This window comes from Mycobacterium sp. ZZG (assembly GCF_054786995.1).
On sequence record NZ_JBTBFV010000021.1, the window covers coordinates 37,440 to 55,414 of the forward strand.

At 68.6% G+C, this 17,975-nt stretch carries 20 protein-coding genes and 1 pseudogene; 10 read left to right on the forward strand and 11 right to left on the reverse strand.

Translation table 11 applies throughout. The annotated features are described in order from the left end of the window. The 4 genes from ACXMYJ_RS14030 to ACXMYJ_RS14045 all read right to left on the reverse strand — a co-directional run bounded on the left by ACXMYJ_RS14030 (position 1) and on the right by ACXMYJ_RS14045 (position 4,156). Positions 1–1,797 carry a nickel-dependent hydrogenase large subunit gene (locus ACXMYJ_RS14030; RefSeq protein ID WP_260751703.1) on the reverse strand — a complete coding sequence of 599 codons (1,797 nt, stop codon included), beginning with the start codon at positions 1,795–1,797 and terminating at the stop codon, positions 1–3. Between the two features lie 88 nt (positions 1,798–1,885). After that, entirely contained in the window at positions 1,886–2,941 is a 1,056-nt protein-coding gene (locus tag ACXMYJ_RS14035) for an NADH-quinone oxidoreductase subunit B family protein (protein WP_260751706.1), read from the reverse strand. A 124-nt stretch (positions 2,942–3,065) separates the two neighbouring features. Continuing rightward, on the reverse strand, positions 3,066–3,824 hold the full coding sequence (gene hypB / locus ACXMYJ_RS14040; RefSeq protein WP_460356969.1) for a hydrogenase nickel incorporation protein HypB: 759 nt from the start codon (positions 3,822–3,824) through the stop codon (positions 3,066–3,068). A 2-nt stretch (positions 3,825–3,826) separates the two neighbouring features. Further along, positions 3,827–4,156, reverse strand: a complete 330-nt coding sequence (locus ACXMYJ_RS14045; RefSeq protein WP_260751710.1) for a hydrogenase maturation nickel metallochaperone HypA/HybF — start codon at positions 4,154–4,156, stop codon at positions 3,827–3,829. A gap of 20 nt (positions 4,157–4,176) precedes the next feature. On the opposite strand from ACXMYJ_RS14045, the gene ACXMYJ_RS14050 reads away from it, so the two are divergent. The 4 genes and pseudogenes from ACXMYJ_RS14050 to ACXMYJ_RS14065 form a co-directional block, all read left to right on the forward strand. Further along, positions 4,177–4,434 (forward strand): hypothetical protein, encoded by a 258-nt coding sequence (locus tag ACXMYJ_RS14050; RefSeq protein ID WP_460356971.1) that lies wholly within the window; start codon positions 4,177–4,179, stop codon positions 4,432–4,434. Between the two features lie 281 nt (positions 4,435–4,715). Further along, positions 4,716–5,768, forward strand: a complete 1,053-nt coding sequence (recA, locus tag ACXMYJ_RS14055) for a recombinase RecA (RefSeq protein WP_260751712.1) — start codon at positions 4,716–4,718, stop codon at positions 5,766–5,768. Next, a complete protein-coding gene (recX, locus tag ACXMYJ_RS14060; RefSeq protein WP_460356975.1) occupies positions 5,737–6,297 on the forward strand; it encodes a recombination regulator RecX in 561 nt (186 codons plus the stop codon). The genes recA and recX overlap by 32 nt, the downstream gene beginning before the upstream one ends. A 6-nt stretch (positions 6,298–6,303) precedes the next feature. Continuing rightward, positions 6,304–6,489: pseudogene (locus ACXMYJ_RS14065) on the forward strand (FAD-dependent monooxygenase); the annotation flags it as partial. Between the two features lie 23 nt (positions 6,490–6,512). Here the strand turns inward: ACXMYJ_RS14065 and ACXMYJ_RS14070 are convergent. The 6 genes from ACXMYJ_RS14070 to ACXMYJ_RS14095 form a co-directional block, all read right to left on the reverse strand. Beyond that, on the reverse strand, positions 6,513–6,782 hold the full coding sequence (locus ACXMYJ_RS14070) for a hypothetical protein (protein WP_460356977.1): 270 nt from the start codon (positions 6,780–6,782) through the stop codon (positions 6,513–6,515). Continuing rightward, a complete protein-coding gene (locus ACXMYJ_RS14075) occupies positions 6,779–7,192 on the reverse strand; it encodes a DUF1622 domain-containing protein (RefSeq protein ID WP_460356979.1) in 414 nt (137 codons plus the stop codon). Before ACXMYJ_RS14075 ends, ACXMYJ_RS14070 begins: the two co-directional genes overlap by 4 nt. 12 nt (positions 7,193–7,204) lie before the next feature. Then, positions 7,205–8,083 carry an amino acid ABC transporter permease gene (locus ACXMYJ_RS14080; RefSeq protein WP_260751718.1) on the reverse strand — a complete coding sequence of 293 codons (879 nt, stop codon included), beginning with the start codon at positions 8,081–8,083 and terminating at the stop codon, positions 7,205–7,207. 97 nt (positions 8,084–8,180) lie between these two features. Next, positions 8,181–8,861 carry an amino acid ABC transporter permease gene (locus tag ACXMYJ_RS14085; RefSeq protein WP_260751719.1) on the reverse strand — a complete coding sequence of 227 codons (681 nt, stop codon included), beginning with the start codon at positions 8,859–8,861 and terminating at the stop codon, positions 8,181–8,183. Between the two features lie 28 nt (positions 8,862–8,889). Next, entirely contained in the window at positions 8,890–9,723 is an 834-nt protein-coding gene (locus tag ACXMYJ_RS14090; protein WP_260751720.1) for a glutamate ABC transporter substrate-binding protein, read from the reverse strand. 28 nt (positions 9,724–9,751) lie between these two features. Then, complete coding sequence (locus ACXMYJ_RS14095; RefSeq protein ID WP_260758068.1) at positions 9,752–10,480, reverse strand: amino acid ABC transporter ATP-binding protein; 729 nt, start codon at positions 10,478–10,480, stop codon at positions 9,752–9,754. A gap of 368 nt (positions 10,481–10,848) precedes the next feature. Between ACXMYJ_RS14095 and miaB the strand changes: the two genes are divergently transcribed. Then, complete coding sequence (miaB, locus tag ACXMYJ_RS14100) at positions 10,849–12,357, forward strand: tRNA (N6-isopentenyl adenosine(37)-C2)-methylthiotransferase MiaB (protein ID WP_396885475.1); 1,509 nt, start codon at positions 10,849–10,851, stop codon at positions 12,355–12,357. Beyond that, positions 12,354–12,962: an Rv2732c family membrane protein gene (locus ACXMYJ_RS14105; RefSeq protein WP_460356983.1), complete on the forward strand. Its 609-nt coding sequence runs from the start codon at positions 12,354–12,356 to the stop codon at positions 12,960–12,962. Before miaB ends, ACXMYJ_RS14105 begins: the two co-directional genes overlap by 4 nt. Here ACXMYJ_RS14105 and ACXMYJ_RS14110 read toward each other — a convergent pair whose 3' ends face one another. Then, positions 12,963–14,360, reverse strand: a complete 1,398-nt coding sequence (locus ACXMYJ_RS14110; protein WP_260751725.1) for a DUF349 domain-containing protein — start codon at positions 14,358–14,360, stop codon at positions 12,963–12,965. Positions 14,361–14,531: 171 nt separating this feature from the next. Here ACXMYJ_RS14110 and ACXMYJ_RS14115 point away from each other — a divergent pair, with 171 nt between their 5' ends. Genes ACXMYJ_RS14115 through dapF form a run of 4 tightly spaced genes read left to right on the forward strand, consistent with a single transcriptional unit; the run spans position 14,532 to position 17,910 of the window. Continuing rightward, positions 14,532–15,413: a DMT family transporter gene (locus ACXMYJ_RS14115; protein ID WP_460356986.1), complete on the forward strand. Its 882-nt coding sequence runs from the start codon at positions 14,532–14,534 to the stop codon at positions 15,411–15,413. A gap of 13 nt (positions 15,414–15,426) precedes the next feature. Continuing rightward, complete coding sequence (locus ACXMYJ_RS14120) at positions 15,427–16,113, forward strand: class III extradiol ring-cleavage dioxygenase family protein (protein ID WP_260758069.1); 687 nt, start codon at positions 15,427–15,429, stop codon at positions 16,111–16,113. A 5-nt stretch (positions 16,114–16,118) separates the two neighbouring features. After that, positions 16,119–17,036 carry a tRNA (adenosine(37)-N6)-dimethylallyltransferase MiaA gene (miaA, locus tag ACXMYJ_RS14125; protein WP_260758070.1) on the forward strand — a complete coding sequence of 306 codons (918 nt, stop codon included), beginning with the start codon at positions 16,119–16,121 and terminating at the stop codon, positions 17,034–17,036. A 4-nt stretch (positions 17,037–17,040) separates the two neighbouring features. After that, positions 17,041–17,910, forward strand: coding sequence for a diaminopimelate epimerase (gene dapF / locus ACXMYJ_RS14130; protein ID WP_260751728.1), 870 nt, complete (start codon positions 17,041–17,043; stop codon positions 17,908–17,910). The last annotated feature ends 65 nt before the right edge of the window (positions 17,911–17,975 follow it).

Sequence of the window (17,975 nt, forward strand, 5' to 3'; positions counted from 1 at the left end):
CTATTCCCCGGTGACGGACTGGGTGGGGGAGTGCAGCAGGTCCAACTGTTTGCCTCCGCCCAGATACATGTGCACACCGCACGGCAGGCACGGGTCGAAGCTGCGCACCGTGCGCATCACGTCGATGCCCTTGAAGTGCTCCCGGTCGTTCTCCTCGAAAATCGGTTGGCCCTGCACCGCGTCCTCGTACGGTCCGGGTGTCCCGTAGCTGTCGCGCGGATTGGCGTTCCACGGGGTCGGCGGATACGGGTGATAGTTCGCGATCTTGCCGTCGCGGATGACCATGTGGTGGGACAGCACCCCGCGCACCGCCTCGGTGAAGCCGCAGCCGATGCCCTCGTCGGGCACCTCGAACTTCTCCCAGGTCTTGGTGCGCCCGGCGCGGATCTCGGTCAGCGCCTTCTCGGCGAAGTGGAGCGCGCACGCGGCGGCGTACGCCTGGAAGTACGTCCGGGCCCGGTTGCGTTCCAACGTGTTCGAGCCGTACCCGGGGATCTTCCACTCCAACTCGACGGGACCTTTCAGGGCTGTCTTGGGCAGGTTGATCTGCACGCTGGTGCCGGTGGCCTTGACGTAGCCGATGTCGACCAGACCGGCCAGCGCGGTCGACCACAGCCGCGCCAGCGGGCCGCCGCCGGTGTCCAGCGCGAGGTGATCGGTGCCGTCGAACCAGCGCGGCGACATCACCCAGCTGTACTTTTCGTCGAAGTCCCGCTTCTGCGGCTTGGGGTTGGTGTGCTGGTTCCAGGGGTGGCGCCGGTCGATCGGGTTGCCGAGCGGGTCTGTCTTGACGAACATCTCTTGATCGGACCAGTCCTCGTAATAACTGTGGCCCAACAGGATTCGGATTCCCAGATTGATGTCGACCAGGGAGTGGGTGTGCAGCTTGCCGTCGATGATCACGCCGGGCGTGACGAACATCGCGTCACCCCAGCGCTCCATGTCCTTATAGGCGAAGTTGCACACCTCGGGATCCTGGAAGGAGCCCCAACATCCGAGCAGGGTGCGCCGCAGCCCCACCTGGTCGTACCCGGGCAGCGCCTCGTAGAAGAAGTCGAACAGGTCGTCGTGCATCGGCACGACCTTCTTCATGAATTCGACATAGCGCATCAGCCGGGTCATGTAGTCGGTCATCAGCTGGACGGTGGCCGTGGTGCCGATGCCGCCCGGGTACAGCGTCGACGGGTGGACATGGCGTCCCTCCATGAGGCAGAACATCTCCCGGGTCCACCTGCTGACCTGTAACGCTTCCCGGTAGAAGTCGCCGGTGAACGGATTGAGCGCTCTCATGATGTCGGCGACGGTGCGGTAGCCGTGCGCGTCGGCGTGCGGGGACGGGGTGTTCTCGGCTTTGGCGAGCACGCTGGGGTTGGTCTCGGCGACCATCTTCTCGCAGTAGTCGACCCCGACCAGATTCTCCTGAAAGATGTTGTGGTCGAACATGTATTCTGCGGCTTCGCCGAGATTGATCAGCCACTCGCCGAGGTGCGGCGGTTTGACGCCGTAGGCCATGTTCTGGCAGTAGCACGAACAGGTGGCGTGGTTGTCGCCGCAGATACCGCAGATGCGGCTGGTGATGAAATGGGCGTCCCGGGGATCCTTGCCCTTCATGAAGATCGAGTAGCCGCGGAAGATCGACGAGGTGCTGTGGCACTCCACCACCTCCCGGTTCTCGAAATCGATCTTGGTGTAGATGCCGAGGCTGCCGACTATGCGGGTGATCGGGTCCCACGCCATTTCCACGAGTTGACCGGGGTCACGCTTGACGTGGGACGGCTCGGGAATGGTCGTTGTCATCGAACTTCTTCTCTCTCTGTGACGCTGCGCAGTTCACGCGTGCGGCGGGCGTCGGGTGGTTCGCCGGGATGTGCCCGGGCCTCCGCTCCTACCAGGTGCGGGCCGCTCCTGATTCGAGTTTCTCGCCGGGGTGCCGCCACCGGGGTTCGTGGTCGACGGTGCGGCCGGTGATGTGGCGCAGGCTGCGGATCATCGATCCGTACAGCCCGGACGCGGTCGAGGACAGCTTGCCGCCGGTTGGTTCGTCCATGAACGGCATGAACTTGTCCGGGAATCCTGGCATCGTGCACCCGATACAGATGCCGCCGACGTTCGGACATCCGCCGACCCCGTTGATCCAGCCCCGTTTGGGCACGTTGCATTTCACGACCGGACCCCAGCACCCGAGTTTCACAATGCACTTGGGAGATCCGTACTCCGTCGCGAAGTCACCCTGCTCGTAGTAACCGCCGCGGTCACAGCCTTCGTGCACGGTCGCCCCGAACAGCCACTTGGGCCGCAGCGCGTCGTCCAGGGGGATCATCGGCGCCTGGTCGGTGGCCATGTACAGCAGGTACGTCAGCGTCTCGGAGAGGTTGTCCGGCTGGATCGGGCAGCCTGGCACGCACACGATCGGGATCCCTGCCTTGGACTTCCAGTCCCATCCGAGGTAGTCGGGCACACCCATCGCGCCGGTCGGGTTGCCCGCCATCGCATGGATACCGCCGTAGGTGGCGCACGTCCCGACCGCGACGACGGCGGTCGCCTTCGGGGCGAGCCGGTCCAACCATTCGCTGGTGGTGATGGGCTGACCGGTTGCCGGATCGTTGCCGAACCCGCACCAGTAGCCTTCGTCCTTGATCTTCTCGTTGGGGATGGACCCCTCGACGACCAACACGAATGGTTCCAGTTCGCCTCTGTCTGCTCTGAAGAACCATTCGAGGAAGTCGTCCGCACCTCCGCTGGGCCCGCATTCGAAGTCGATCAGGGGCCAGTGGACGGCGACCTTGGGCAGACCGGGGAGGGCGCCGAGCGCGATCTCCTCGATGCTCGGTTGGGTGGCGGCAGTCAACGCCACCGAATCGCCGTCACAACTCAGTCCGGCGTTGATCCACAGCACGTGGATCAATGCCTCTTCCGCTTTGACTGCTGCCTCGCTCGGCATGTGTCACAGCTTTCCGGGGCCGGGCTGGGACCCCTGCGGCATCGGAGTCGACCGTCGGCCCACTTGCACGCCGCTGGTTTTGGTTTACTCGCGCCGAACGGCCGTTGTCAACGGATCGATGGATCTAGGTCCCCGCACCGGTTCCGGTTTGCCGCGATCGGACCCAGCGGTACCAATCCGCGGTGCCCGCGCCGGTCTTGGCCGACACCGTCAGCACGTCGACGCCGGGGTTGACCGACCGTGCGTGGTCGGCGCAGCGGTCGACGTCGAAGTCAACGTAGGGCAGCAGATCGGATTTGTTGATCAGCACCAGCCCGGCGGCGGCGAACATGTGCGGGTACTTCAGAGGTTTGTCGGTGCCCTCGGTCACCGAGATGATCACCACCTTGGCGTGCTCCCCGAGGTCGAACATGGCCGGGCAGACCAGGTTTCCCACGTTTTCGATGAACAGCAGCGAGTGTTCGGGCGGGTTGAGAACCCCTAGCGCATCACCGATCATCTGGGCGTCCAGGTGGCAGCCGGCCCCGGTGTTGATCTGCACCGCGGGTGCGCCGGTGGCCCGGATCCGTTCGGCGTCGAGCAGGGTTTCCTGATCGCCCTCGATGACCGTCACCGGGCCGGCGGCGTCCATCTCGCGGATGGTCCGCTCCAGCAGTGTGGTCTTCCCAGCGCCGGGCGAACTGGTCAGGTTCAGCGCGAGGATGCGGCGTTGCGCGAGCCACCGGCGGTTCTGTTCGGCCAGGGCGTCGTTCTTTGCGAGTACCCGGTGCTCGAGAGCGACGGTGTGGGTGCGCCGACTGCCATGGTCATGGGGGTGGGCGTGGTCGTGGGCGTGGCCGGTGATCGTCGATGTGTTCTCGCCGCAGCCGCAGGTTGCGCACATGATCAGCTCACTTCCATCGATCGGATCCTGATGTCCTGGCCGGCGGTCACCTCGACGTCGGCACTGCCGCAGGGGCAGAGCAGGAAGAAGTCCGCCAGCGCGAAGTCGGCGCCGCAGGCGCGGCAGTGTGCGGTGCCGGGGCGCACGTCGATGTCCAGCTGTGCGCCTTCGGCGACGGTGCCCTCGGTGGCCAGTTCGAAGCAGAACTGCATCGAGTCGGGGACCAGTGCGCACAGCGCGCCGACTTCCAGTGTCACGCCGTGCACGCGGCGTCCGGCGGCGTGTTCACACACGGCATCGACGACACTCTGGGTGATCGCCATCTCGTGCATGAGAGTCCGTTCCGTGGCGGATGATCCACGATAGGACCGGCGCGCGCGGCGCGTCCAGCCGAGCGGCGAACTCGTTGCGCCCCAAGGAGTTCGGGCTTCGAATCGCCTCGAAGCCGGTCCTGGCGTCCGGCGAGGTCGTCGCGGCGGTCCGGGGATCCCCGGCGGAGGCGGCGAGGATGTGTCCGTCGCTGAACGACGAGGCCCGCATCACGACGATGCGGCCGGCGCCGCCGAACGCCTCGGCGTGGTCGGAGAGCCGTCGTCGCGGGTGCCGGTGAAGCCGTGCGCCTTCACGACACGTGCTCATGCGCTGTCACCGCCGCCGACCTGCGGCCGGTATGTGTACGCCGCCATCTCGGCGGTACCGGCCGGGATCCGGACGCGTCATGCCCGGAAAAGGTGAGCCGTCGGCGTGTCCACTTGAATCGAACACCTGTTCGTCTACTGTGGGGGGAGTTCGACCGCAGACATCGTACGAAGGACTTGTCGGTGGCTTCGCCTAGCGTCACGGCCAACCGACCGAGAACCGGTCAACAACGACTACCGGAGAGGTATCACCATGGCACCGCAAGCCCCTGATCGCGAGAAGGCCCTGGAACTGGCGCTCGCGCAGATCGACAAGAACTTCGGCAAGGGGTCGGTGATGCGACTCGGCGAGGACGTGCGCCCGCCGATCGCGGTCATTCCGACCGGGTCGATCGCCCTCGACGTCGCGCTCGGTATCGGCGGACTGCCCCGCGGCCGTGTCATCGAGATCTACGGTCCGGAGTCCTCCGGTAAGACCACCGTCGCGCTGCACGCCGTCGCCAACGCGCAGGCTGCCGGCGGTATCGCCGCCTTCATCGACGCCGAGCACGCGCTGGACCCGGAGTACGCCAAGAAGCTCGGCGTGGACACCGACGCGCTGCTGGTGTCCCAGCCCGACACCGGTGAGCAGGCACTCGAGATCGCCGACATGTTGGTGCGCTCCGGCGCGCTGGACATCCTGGTCATCGACTCGGTGGCGGCGCTGGTGCCGCGCGCGGAGATCGAAGGGGAGATGGGTGACAGCCACGTCGGTCTGCAGGCCCGCCTGATGAGCCAGGCGCTGCGCAAGATGACCGGGGCGCTGAACAATTCGGGCACCACCGCGATCTTCATCAACCAGCTGCGCGAGAAGATCGGCGTGATGTTCGGGTCCCCCGAGACCACCACGGGCGGTAAGGCGCTGAAGTTCTACGCCTCGGTCCGCCTGGATGTCCGGCGCATCGAGACGCTCAAGGACGGCACCGACGCGGTCGGCAACCGCACCCGGGTCAAGGTCGTCAAGAACAAGGTCTCGCCGCCGTTCAAGCAGGCCGAGTTCGACATCCTGTACGGCCGCGGGATCAGCCGGGAGGGCTCGCTCATCGACATGGGGGTCGAGCAGGGCTTCATCCGCAAGTCCGGATCCTGGTTCACCTATGACGGGGAGCAGCTCGGCCAGGGTAAGGAGAACGCCCGGAACTTCCTGCTGCAGAACCCCGACGTGGCCAACGAGATCGAGAAGAAGATCAAAGAGAAGCTCGGTATCGGGGCTCAGTTGACCGATGATGCAGCCGATGACGCTCTTCCCGCTCCCGTCGACTTCTGACCCGGCCGGAGCTCAGGTCGACGAGTCCGACAAGCGTGCTGAGCAGGCGCGGGCCCTGTGCCTGCGCCTGCTCACCGCCCGGGCCAGGACGCGTGCCGAGCTCGAGGCGCAGCTCGCCAAGCGCGGATACCCCGACGACGTGAGCGTCGCGGTCCTGGACCGCTTGACGCAGGTCGGCCTGATCGACGACGAGGACTTCGCTGAGCAGTGGGTGCGGTCGCGACGCATCAACGCCGGAAAGGGCAAGCGCGCCCTGGCCGCCGAGTTGCGCAAGAAGGGCGTCGACGACGAGGTGATCGACGCGGCGTTGGCCGGGATCGATGCCGGCGCCGAACGCACCCGTGCCGAACAACTGGTCCGTGACAAGCTACGCCGCGAGAAGCTCGGCGACCCCGACGACAGGGAGGCCGAGAACAAGGTGGCGCGACGGCTGGTGGGAATGCTGGCCCGCCGTGGCTACAACCAGTCGATGGCGCTGGACGTGGTGACCGCCGAGTTGGCGAACGAAAGGGAGCGTCGGAAAGTGTGAGCTCAGCAGGTGCTCGACCAGCGCGGTGTCGCCGACCGGTTCCTGGCGGCCGGCGAAACCCTGCAGTTGCACGGTTTTGCACAGGTGAGCCTCGACATCGGTGACTTTCCGACTCCGCATCCGTACGGACTGGCGTTGTGGCAGAAGCGCATTGAACGTCTGCTGACCGACCGGATCGACGAACTTGGAGTGCGCGGGACTGACTGACGCACTGTCTACGTGGTTCGGGGCGTCCGCCGCGGTGACGGGGTGAGGTCGGCGATCAGGGTACGAGTGATGACGCGGCGCAGCACGATCAGCCCGGCGGCCACCGTGATCGCTGTCCACGACGAATCCACGCTCAACCGCAGCAGCCCGGCCGCGGTGAGCAGCTCGAGCGTCACCCGCAAGGCGGGCAGGGGTCGGCGGAAGACGATCAGCGCCGCCGACCCCAGCACGATGCCGGCGAGCGCGAAGCACCATGACGCGTCGAGGACGATGTTCACGACACCGGTGGGGGATCGGCTGTGGGCCGCGGGTGGCGCAACAGCTCGATCTCGCGTTGCTCCTGGGCGATCTCGCGGTTGAGGAAATAGTTGAGCGCCGTGCGGATCGCCGCGATCGCGGCGAGCTTGCCGATCTCATCGAAGGACGGCGAGATCGCGGTGCGCAACACGTCAGCCGCGAGCTGGAATTCAAGCCCCAGCACCAAGAACCGGGCCAAGGTGAGCCGGACGGCGGAGAACTGGTTGATGTTGCGCCGGCCCAGGGCGGCGACGAACTTCACGATCGCGACGACGGCGCCGATCATGATGACCACCGCTCCGCACGCCTCGATCAGGCGGACCATCAGATCGACCATGTCCCGCAGCGTCGACTCGGGCAGCACCTCGAAGGCCAGCAGGGTGGAACTCATCGGCGGTCCGCGTCAGACCGCGCGGCTGCGGTCGCCCTGCATGTCCAGCGGTTCGGCCTCCATCGGCGCCGGACCCTTCCGGGATCTGCGCATCCGGCGTTCCAACCAGGTGGCAAACCACGACAGCGAGAAGTTCAGCGCGATCATCAGCAGCGCGATCACGATCAGCGCGGGAATGTAGTTGCCGTACGCCGAGCCGATCACCGTGCCCTGCCGCACCATCTCGACGAACGTGATCTGGTAGCCCAGCGCGGTGTCCTTCAACACCACCACCAGCTGTGAGATCAGCACCGGCAGCATCGAGGTGATCGCCTGCGGCAGAAGGATGGACCGCATGGTCTGCCCCCACGTCAGGCCGAGCGCCGATGCCGCCTCGGACTGACCGCGCGGCAGCGCGTGGACACCGGCGCGCACGATCTCGGCGATCACCGCGCCGTTGTACAGCGTCAGCCCGGTGATCACGCCGGCCAACGCCAGATGCTTGGACGGGAACACGTCGTAGAACGCGTACAGGAAGTACGCGAAAATCATCATGATCAGTACCGGCACCGCTCGGAAGAACTCGACGAACACCGAGCAGGCCCACCGGATCCCGGTGTGCGAGGACAGTCGCCCCACGCCGAGCGCGAGACCGAGCACCAACGCCAGCACGATCGACACCGCCGCCGCGGTCAGCGTGCCCTCCGCGCCCGGCAACACATAGGTGCGCCACAGGTCCGGCGTCAGGAACGGTTCCCACTTCTCGGCGGTGAGCTGGCCCCGCGAGTCGAGCCGCGAATACACCACCCACGCCACCAGTGCGAGGACCACCAGGGTCACCGCCGAGATGACCCGGTTGCGGATCCGCGCGCGCGGCCCGGGTGCGTCGAACAGAACGGAGGACCCGGTCACAACCAGCCCACCTGCCTCGGCGAGCAGACAGTAAATCGCATCGCTGGCCGCCAGAATGCGCGATTTTGTGTCTGCTCGCCGGTCGAAGTCGCGCTCATCACCGCGCCACCGCCATCCGCTTGCCCAGCCAGCCGAACAACAACCCCAGCGGCAGCGTCAGGATCACGAACCCGAGCGCGAAGATGCCGCCGACCACCAGCACCGCCGCGGTGTTCTCGATCATCTCCTTCATCAGCAGCGCGGCCTCGGCCACCCCGATCGCCGAGGCGATCGTGGTGTTCTTCGTCAGCGCGATCAGCACCGAACCCAACGGGATGATGACCGCACGAAATGCCTGTGGTAGCAGCACGATCCGCAGATTCTGGCTGAATGTCAGCCCGAGGGACCTGGCCGCTTCGGCCTGACCCAGCGGGATGGTGTTCACCCCAGAGCGCACCGTCTCGCATACGAACGACGCGGTGTAGACGGTCAGGCCCAGTACGGCCAGCCGGAAGCCGCTGTCGGCGATGAACGTCGGCGACTGCCGGTCGGCCAGCGTCAATCCCAGCGTCTGGGCCAGGCCGAACGAGCAGAACAGGATGATCAGCGTCAGCGGGGTGTTGCGCACGATGTTGACGTACGCCGTGCCGATCCAGTTGAGCGTCGGCACCGGCGAGAGTCTCATCGCGGCCAGCACCGTGCCGAGGACGAGAGCGCCGATGCCTGACAGGACCGTCAGCTGGATCGTGGTCCAGAACGCGGCGAAGATCTCGCTTCGGTACTCGGTGAAAACCTCCACGGGCGGCTCCGGTGGCTACCTGGGCGCCCTAGTTGTCCAGCGGCGGCGGTGCCGGCGCGGTGATCCCGGCCGGACCGAGGTTCTTGTCGAACGCTGCCTTCCAGGCGCCGCTGTCCTCCATCTTCTTCAGTGCGTCGTTGATCTTCGTGCGCAGCTCGGAGTCGTCCTTCTTCAGGCCGATGCCGTACCGCTCCTCGGAGAACGGCTCGCCGACGATCTTGAACGCGCCCGGGGACTGCGCGGCGTAGCCGGCCAGGATCACTTCATCGGTGGTGACCGCGTCGACGGCGCCGTTCTTGAGCGCGTCGATGCATGCCGAGTACGTGTCGTACTGTTGCAGCTGCACGCCCTGGTACTCGTCCTTGATCTTCTGGGCGGGCGTCGAACCGGACACCGAGCACAGGATCTTGTTGTTCTCCAGGGACGCGGCGCCGGTGATGTCGGTGTTGTCCGAACGGACCAACAGGCTCTGCCCGGTGATCAGGTAGGGCCCGGCGAAAGAGACCTTCTCCTTACGTGCGTCGGTGATCGAATACGTCGCCGCGATGAAGCTCACCTGGCCGTTCTGGATCAGGTTCTCGCGCTGCGCCGACGGCGCCTCCTTCCACTCGATCTTGTCGGGGGCGTACCCGAGCTCACCCGCGACATACGTGGCGACGTCGACGTCGAAGCCGCTCATGGTGCCGTCGGGGTTCTTCTGCCCCAGACCGGGCTGGTCGAACTTGGTGCCGATGACGATCGTGTCGCCGCCACCCGCGCCGCCGCCACCGTCACCGCCGCCGCACGCGGTCGCTGCGAACGGGAGTGCGACGGCCAGTGCCAATGCGCCCGCGACACGCGCGGACAGGGATTTGGGGGACATGGTGGGGTTCCTTTCGCCGGGGCCCTGATCAGTGGTGGAGGATCTTGCCGAGGAAATCCTTGGCGCGGTCGGTCTGCGGGTTCTCGAAGAACTGGGCGGGTTCGGCGTCCTCGACGATCGCGCCGTCGGACATGAACACCACCCGGTTGGCGGCCCTGCGCGCGAAGCCCATCTCGTGGGTCACCACGAGCATCGTCATGCCGTCGGCGGCCAGTCCCGCCATCACGGCCAGCACCTCGTTGATCATCTCGGGATCCAGTGCGCTGGTCGGTTCGTCGAACAGCATCACCTTCGGGTCCATTGCCAGCGAGCGTGCGATCGCCACGCGCTGCTGCTGGCCACCCGAGAGCTGCGCGGGGTACTTGTCGGCCTGGTTGGCCACTCCGACGCGCTCGAGCAGGCGCATCGCCTTCTCCCGCGCCTGTTCCTTGGACGCCTTGCGCACCTTCATCGGTGCCAGCGTCACGTTCTCCAGAATTGTCTTGTGCGCGAACAGGTTGAACGACTGGAACACCATGCCGACATCGGAGCGCAACTGGGCCAGCTTGCGTCCCTCCGCCGGCAACACCACGCCGTCGATGGAGATGGTGCCCGAATCGATGGTCTCCAGCCGGTTGATGGTGCGGCATAACGTCGACTTGCCCGAACCGGACGGCCCGAGCACGACGACGACCTGGCCCTGGCCGACGTCGAGATTGATGTCCTTGAGGACGTGGAGGGCGCCGAAGTGCTTGTTCACCGCCTTCACAGAGACCATCGGCACGTCAGGGGACTCCCTGGGGCTCTCCATGCGTGAAGACCTTACCCAGGGAACGTCCCGTGTGCTGGAAGACCGCGATCGGTGTTTTCCCCGTCGCTTCGCTCGCCCCCGGTTGTTTTCCCCGTCGCTTCGCTCGCCCCCGGTTGTTTTCCCCGTCGCTTCGCTCGCCCGCGGTTGTTTTCCCCGTCGCTTCGCTCGCCCGCGGTTGTTTTCCCCGTCGCTTCGCTCGCCCCCGGTTGATTTCGGGACGACCGCCTGTGCTCCGTAGGATAGGGCCCGTGACTTCCACGGTGACGCAGCAGGCGAGCGGGTTTTCGCCCGATCGTCGGGTGCGAACCTTCGAGGTCCGCACGTACGGCTGTCAGATGAACGTGCACGACTCCGAACGCCTGTCCGGTCTGCTCGAAGAAGCCGGATACCAGCGCGCCGGTGACGGCGCCGACGCCGACATCGTCGTGTTCAACACCTGTGCGGTCCGCGAGAACGCCGACAACAAGCTGTACGGCAACCTCAGCCATCTGGCCCCGCGCAAACAGGCCGACCCGGACATGCAGATCGCCGTCGGCGGTTGCCTGGCCCAGAAGGACCGGGACTCGGTGCTGCGCAAGGCGCCGTGGGTCGATGTGGTGTTCGGCACTCATAACATCGGGTCGCTGCCGGCGCTGCTGGACCGCGCCCGGCACAACCGCGTCGCTCAGGTCGAGATCGCCGAGGCGCTGCGCGAGTTCCCGTCGTCGCTGCCGGCGAGTCGCGAATCCGCCTACGCTGCTTGGGTTTCGATTTCGGTCGGATGCAACAACACGTGCACGTTCTGCATCGTGCCGTCTCTGCGTGGCAAGGAGGTCGACCGGCGGCCGGGTGATGTGCTCGCCGAGGTGCAGTCGCTGGTGGACCAGGGAGTGCTCGAGATCACCCTGCTGGGGCAGAACGTCAACGCCTACGGCGTCTCGTTCGCGGACGAGCGCTTGCGCGAGGACCTGACGGCACCGGACGAGCGCTTGCGCGAGGACCTGACGGCAGCGGACAACCAACCGCGCGACCGGGGGGCGTTCGCCAAGCTGCTCCGGGCTTGCGGCCGCATCGACGGGCTGGAACGCGTGCGGTTCACCTCGCCGCATCCGGCCGAGTTCACCGATGACGTCATCGACGCGATGGCCGAGACGCCCAACGTCTGCCCGACCTTGCACATGCCGCTGCAGTCCGGCTCCGACCGCATCCTGCGCGCGATGCGCCGCTCCTACCGGGCCGAACGCTATCTCGGCATCATCGACCGGGTGCGTGCCGCGATCCCCGATGCCGCGATCACCACCGATCTGATCGTCGGCTTCCCGGGCGAAACCGAGGAGGACTTTCAAGCCACCCTCGACGTCGTCGCCGCCGCGCGGTTCGCCAGCGCGTTCACCTTCCAGTACTCGAAGCGGCCGGGGACCCCGGCCGCGGAGCTGGACAACCAGGTGCCCAAAGCTGTTGTGTCCGAACGCTACCAACGGCTGATCGAGCTTCAGGAGCGGATCTCGTTGGAGGAGAACACCGCCCAGGTCGGCCGCCGGGTCGAACTGCTGGTCGCCACCGGCGAGGGACGCAAGGACGCCGCCACCGCCCGGATGTCGGGCCGTGCCCGCGACGGGAGGCTGGTGCACTTCGCGCCCGGGCGGCCGGACGGCGAGATCAGGCCGGGCGACATCGTCGTCACCACCGTCACCGCAGCCGCGCCGCACCATCTGATCGCCGATGGGCAGCTGATCTCGCACCGGCGCACCCGCGCCGGCGACGCCCACGCGGCCGGGCAGAAGCCACGCACCGGGGTCGGACTGGGCATGCCCTCGATCGGCGCGCCCGCCGCTACGCCCGCGGCGAGTGGATGTGCCCGATGACCGGGGCAGCCGGCGCCGAGGGGGCCAACGGTTTCGACGCCTACCGCAACGACCTCGAAGCGGCCGAACGGCGCGTGGCGCGCGAGATCGATCCCGGCCCGCGGGCGCTGGTGCTGGCAATCCTGGTGTTCGTGCTGCTGACCACCCTCGCGCTGCCCCACACGGGCGGCGTCAAAGGATTTGACGTGCTCACCGGCTCCGATGCCGCCTCCGACGTCGGGATTGCGCTGCCCTCGCGGGTGTTCACCTGGCTGTCGCTGGTGTTCGGGGTCGGGTTCTCGATGCTCGCGTTGCTGACGCGGCGCTGGACGCTGGCCTGGATCGCGCTGGCGGGGTCGACCGTGTCGGCGTTCCTCGGGCTGCTGGCGGTGTGGTCGCGCCAGACCGCGCTGGAGTCCCAGCCCGGCCCCGGCATCGGGCTGATCGTCGCGTGGCTGGCGGTGATCCTGCTCAGCTATCACTGGGCGCGCGTCGTGGCCACCCGGACCGCCCTGCACCTGGCGGCCGAGGAGGAGCGGCGCCGCCGCGCCGCGGAAGGCCAGCAGAAGGGTCTGCTGGAATCGTTCCCCGACGAGGGCGACGACACCACCCCGCCCAAGAGCTAGCTACCGCTTGCGGCTCAGCGCATCCGCGGCCGCGTCGGCCCACTGTCGCCACTGCTCGGCGCTGGCGCGGGCCTGCTCGGCGTCCCTGCTGCGGCCCGCCTCGGCAGCCTTCTCCGCCTGGCGCTCGAACTGTTCGGCGCGGGCGCGGAATTGATCGGCGCGGGCCTGGGCCTCCGGGTCGACCCCGCCGGTCGGGGCGTCGCGGATCTTCTTCTCTACCGACCGCAACCGGCGCTCCAGATCGGCGGCGCGTTCCCGCGGAACCTTGCCGATGGCGTCCCACTTGTCGCCGATCGCCCGCAGCGCCGCGCGTGCGGCTTCCAGGTCGGAGGTGTCGATCCGCTCCGCCTCGGCCAGCAGCGCCTCCTTGGCCTGGGCGTTGGCGCGGAACTCCGCGTCGCGTTCGGCGGTCGCGGCGTTGCGTGCCGAGAAGAACTTGTCCTGTGCGGCCTTGAACCGCTGCCACAGCGAGTCGTCGACGTCCTTGGACGTCCGCCCGGCGCCTTTCCACTCGGTCAGCAGGTCGCGGAACGTCGCCGAGGTCGGACCCCAGTCGGTGGAGTCGCACAGCGCCTCGGCACGCTCACATAGCGCCTCCTTGGCCTGCCGGGCCCCGGCGCGCTCCCGGTCCAGCTCGGCGAAGTGAGAGCCGCGGCGCCGGTTGAACGTCTCGCGCGCCGCCGAGTAGCGCTTCCACAGCGCGTCGTCGACCTTGCGGTCCAGCCCGGTGATCGTCTTCCACTCGTCGAGGATGGCCCGCAGCCGGTCGCCGGCGGCTTTCCACTGCGTCGAGTTGGCGGCGATGTCCTCGGCCTCGGCGGCCAGTGCTTCCTTGCGGGCGGTCTGGGTGGCGCGCAGTTCCTCGCGCCGGGCCTTCTCCTCCTGGGTGGCGCTGTCGGCCTGATCCACGATGGCGGCCAGCCGCGCGGCAAGCGAGTCGACATCGCCGAGCACGTGCGCGTCGGCCAGGCTCTCGGCCAGCGACGTCGCCGCCGAGCGGATCTTGCGGGCGTCGCCGGTCCCGGACGCCAGCCGGGTTTCCAACAGCACCACCTCGGTGTGCAGATCGTCGAAGCGGCGACCGAAGTGCGCGAAGGCGGCCTCCGCATCACCGGCCTGCCACGAGCCGATGGTGCGCTCACCGGCGGCGGTGATCAGCCAGACGGTGCCGTCGGGGTCGACGCGGCCGAAGCGGTGCGGGTCGCTGGTCGGTGCGGTGCCCACCACGGGGGCCGTCACCGGGACGGCGGGGCGGGGTCCGGGCCGCGCCGGACCCGGCTTGGGTTTCGCGGCAGCGGACGGCTTCGGGGCCGGGACCGGCGCGGAGGGGGCCTCCTGCGCAGGATCGGTGTCCTGATGTCCGGCGTCCTGGGATCCGCCGGGTTCGGTGATCGTCATGTCCGTACCTCGTGTCTCCGCGCGGTTTCCCACGCACCTGCCGCGCGGCGCGGCGCCTGTGAGCGTGACAACGCTCCTGCAGGCTATTGAAACAGGTTGCCCGGCGCTGCGCCCACGCCTTGCGTCCGGCAGCTCTCTAGGCTCTCCCGGGAAACACGGAGGAGGTCGTCGATGGCCAAGGCGGATCTGGCCGCCCTGCTCGCGCTCGCCGCCGCCTTCTTCGTGGCGGTCGGTGATGTCATGCACCAGCGCTCGGTACACGAGGTGACCGACGAACAGGTCAGCCACCTGCAGCTTTTCGCGAAACTCCTGCGGGACCGCCGGTGGTGGACAGGCAGCGCGGTGGCGGCGATCGGCTTCGCGCTGCAGGCCGCGGCGCTCGGTCTGGGCTCGGTGCTGCTGGTGCAGGCCCTGCTGGTCACGTCGCTGTTGTTCGCGCTTCCGATCAGCGCGAAACTGGCGCACCGGCGCGTGACCCGCTGGGAATGGTTGTGGGCGGCGCTGCTGGCCGGGGCGGTCGCGATCATCGTGACCGTCGGCAACCCGACCGCGGGGGCGTCTCGGGCCTCGGCCGAGACCTGGCTGGCCGTGGCCCTGGTGCTCGGTCCCGCGCTGCTGCTGTGCGTGATCGGTGCGACCGTGTGGTCCGGGCCGGTCAGCGCGGTCCTGATGGCGGTGGTGTCCGGCGCGCTGTGGGGGCTGTTCGCCGTGCTGACCAAGGCGGTGGTGCACCGCCTCGACGTCACCAGCGTGGCCGGTGTGCTGGAGCTGTTGCGCACGCCCGAGCTGTACGCGTGGGCGGTGGTCGCGATCCTGGGCACCTCGACGCAGCAGGCGGCGTTCCGGGCCGGTGCGCTGACGGCCTCGCTGCCGACGATGACGGTGACCGAGCCGATGGTCGCGTGCGGACTGGGCGTGGTGGTTCTGGGTGAGACCTTGCGGCCGGGGGAGGCGGGCTGGGTCACGCTCGTGGCGGCGGTGACGGTGATGGTGGTGGCCACCGTCGCGCTGGCCCGCGGCGAAGCGGCCACCCGTGATCCGGTGACCGTGTGATTAGTTGGATGCCGTGCTGAACGCGATCGCGCTCGTCCCGTCGGCGCCGCTGCTGGTCCCGGAATTGGCGTCGTCGGCGGCCACCGAGACCGAAAATCTGCGCGCGGCCGCGTTGTCGGCGGCGGCCGCACTGCCACCGCGCTGGATCGCCGTCGGCGTCACACCGGCCGACACAGTCCTGCGGCCGGACGCGGTGGGCACGTTCGCCGGTTACGGCGTCGAGGTCCGCGTCGGATTGTCCGCCGGCGCTGTGACCGGCGAGGCGACGGCGCTGCCGCTGTGCGCGCTGATCGCTGCGTGGTTGCGCGGCGGCGTCGCGGCCGCCGAGGTCGAGGTCCGCGGCTACCGCGCCGACCTGGATGCCGCCGTCGCCGTCGAGACCGGCCGGCGGCTGCGCGCCGAGATCGAGGCCGAGCCGGACCAGATCGGTGTCCTGGTGGTCGCCGACGGCGCCAACACCCTCACCCCGGCCGCCCCGGGCGGCCACGACCCGGATTCCCCGCGCGCGCAGGCCGCGCTCGACGACGCGCTGGCCGCCGGCGACACGGCGGCTCTGACCGACCTGCCGTCGGTGATCCTCGGCCGGGTGGCCTACCAGGTGCTGGCGGGGCTGGCGGGGCCCGGCGCACGCGTGGCCGAGGAGTTCTACCGCGGCGCCCCCTACGGCGTCGGCTACTTCGCCGGCGTATGGACACCGTGACCGCCGTGCGGCCGCTGGCCCTCGTCGGCCCCACCGGTACCGGCAAGTCCGACCTGGCGCTGGCCGTCGCGGCCGCGCTGAGCGCCGACACCGCCGTCGAGGTGGTCAACGCCGACGCGATGCAGCTCTACCGGGGCATGGACATCGGCACCGCCAAGCTCACCCCGGCTGAGCGCTGCGGGGTGCCCCACCACCAGCTCGACGTGCTCGACGTCACCGAGACCGCGACCGTGGCCCGCTACCAGGTCGCCGCCGCCGCCGACGTCGAGGCGATCGCCGCGCGGGGCGCGGTCCCGGTCATCGTCGGCGGTTCGATGCTCTACATCCAGTCGCTGCTGGACCAGTGGTCGTTCCCGGCCACCGACCCGCAGGTGCGGGCCCGCTGGGAGGAGCGTCTCGCCGAGATCGGGGTCGCGGCGCTGCACCGCGAACTGGCCGCGGTCGACGCGGCCGCGGCGGCGTCGATCCTGCCCACCGACGGACGGCGCATCGTGCGGGCGCTGGAGGTCGTGGAACTGACGGGCCGGCCTTTCGCGGCGTCCGCACCGACCATCGGGACGCCGCGCTGGAACACCGTGATCGTCGGATTGGACTGGGAGACGACGGCATTGGACGAGCGCCTGGCGCGGCGCACCGATCTGATGTTCGAGCGGGGGCTGGTCGAGGAGGTCATCACCCTGATCGACCGGGGGCTGCGCGACGGCGTCACCGCCGCGCGGGCCCTGGGGTACGCGCAGGTGCTGGCCGACCTCGACGCCGGAGGTGACGGCAGCGCCGCGCGCGAACCCACGTTCCTGGGTACGCGGCGCTACGTGCGCAGACAGCGCTCATGGTTCCGCCGCGACCACCGCATCGTCTGGCTGGACGGCTCGGGCGCCGGCAACGTCGACGCAGTGCTGCGCGCCTGGCGCGACGTATCCTGACCAGGTGAAGTTCGCCAAGGGCCACGGCACGCAGAACGACTTCGTGCTGCTCCCTGACCTGCCTGCCGAGCTGGCCCTGACCCCGGCCGCGGTCACCGCGCTGTGCGACCGCAGGCAGGGTCTCGGCGCCGACGGGGTGCTGCGCGTGACTACTGCCGGGGCCGCGCATGCGGCCGGGGTGTTCGACCGGCTGCCCGAGGGGGTGGCCGCGGGCGACTGGTACATGGACTACCGCAACGCCGACGGCTCGATCGCCCAGATGTGCGGCAACGGGGTGCGGGTCTTCGCGCACTACCTGCGTGCCAGCGGCCTGGAGTCGCGCGACGAGTTCGTCGTCGGCTCGCTGGCAGGGCCGCGGCCGGTGGTGCTGCACGGCCACACCGAGACCACCGCCGATGTCACCGTCGAGATGGGCAAGGCCAACCGGCTGGGCACCGGCACGGCGATCGTCGGCGGCCGGACTTTCACCGGGCTGGCCGTGGACGTCGGGAATCCACACCTGGCCTGCGTAGACGAGACGCTGACCAGCGCTGAGCTGGCCGCGCTGGATGTCGCCGCACCCGTGGGCTTCGATCCCGCACAGTTCCCGGACGGGGTCAACATCGAGGTGCTCACCGCGCCGGCCGGGGGGACGGTGTCGATGCGGGTGCACGAGCGCGGCGTGGGGGAGACGCGCTCCTGCGGCACCGGCACCGTCGCGGCCGCGGTCGCGGCCCTGGCCCACCGGGGCGATCAGACCGGGTCGCTGACCGTGCGCATCCCCGGTGGCGAGGTGACGGTCACCGTCACCGAGGCGAACAGCTACCTGCGCGGGCCGTCGGTGCTGGTCGCGAACGGTGAGCTGGCCGACCGGTGGTGGGCGGCCCAGCAATGACTCCGGTGCTGACGGGAATTGCCATGCCGGCGGGCACGTTAATTGGGGTGCATGAAAAGTGATGT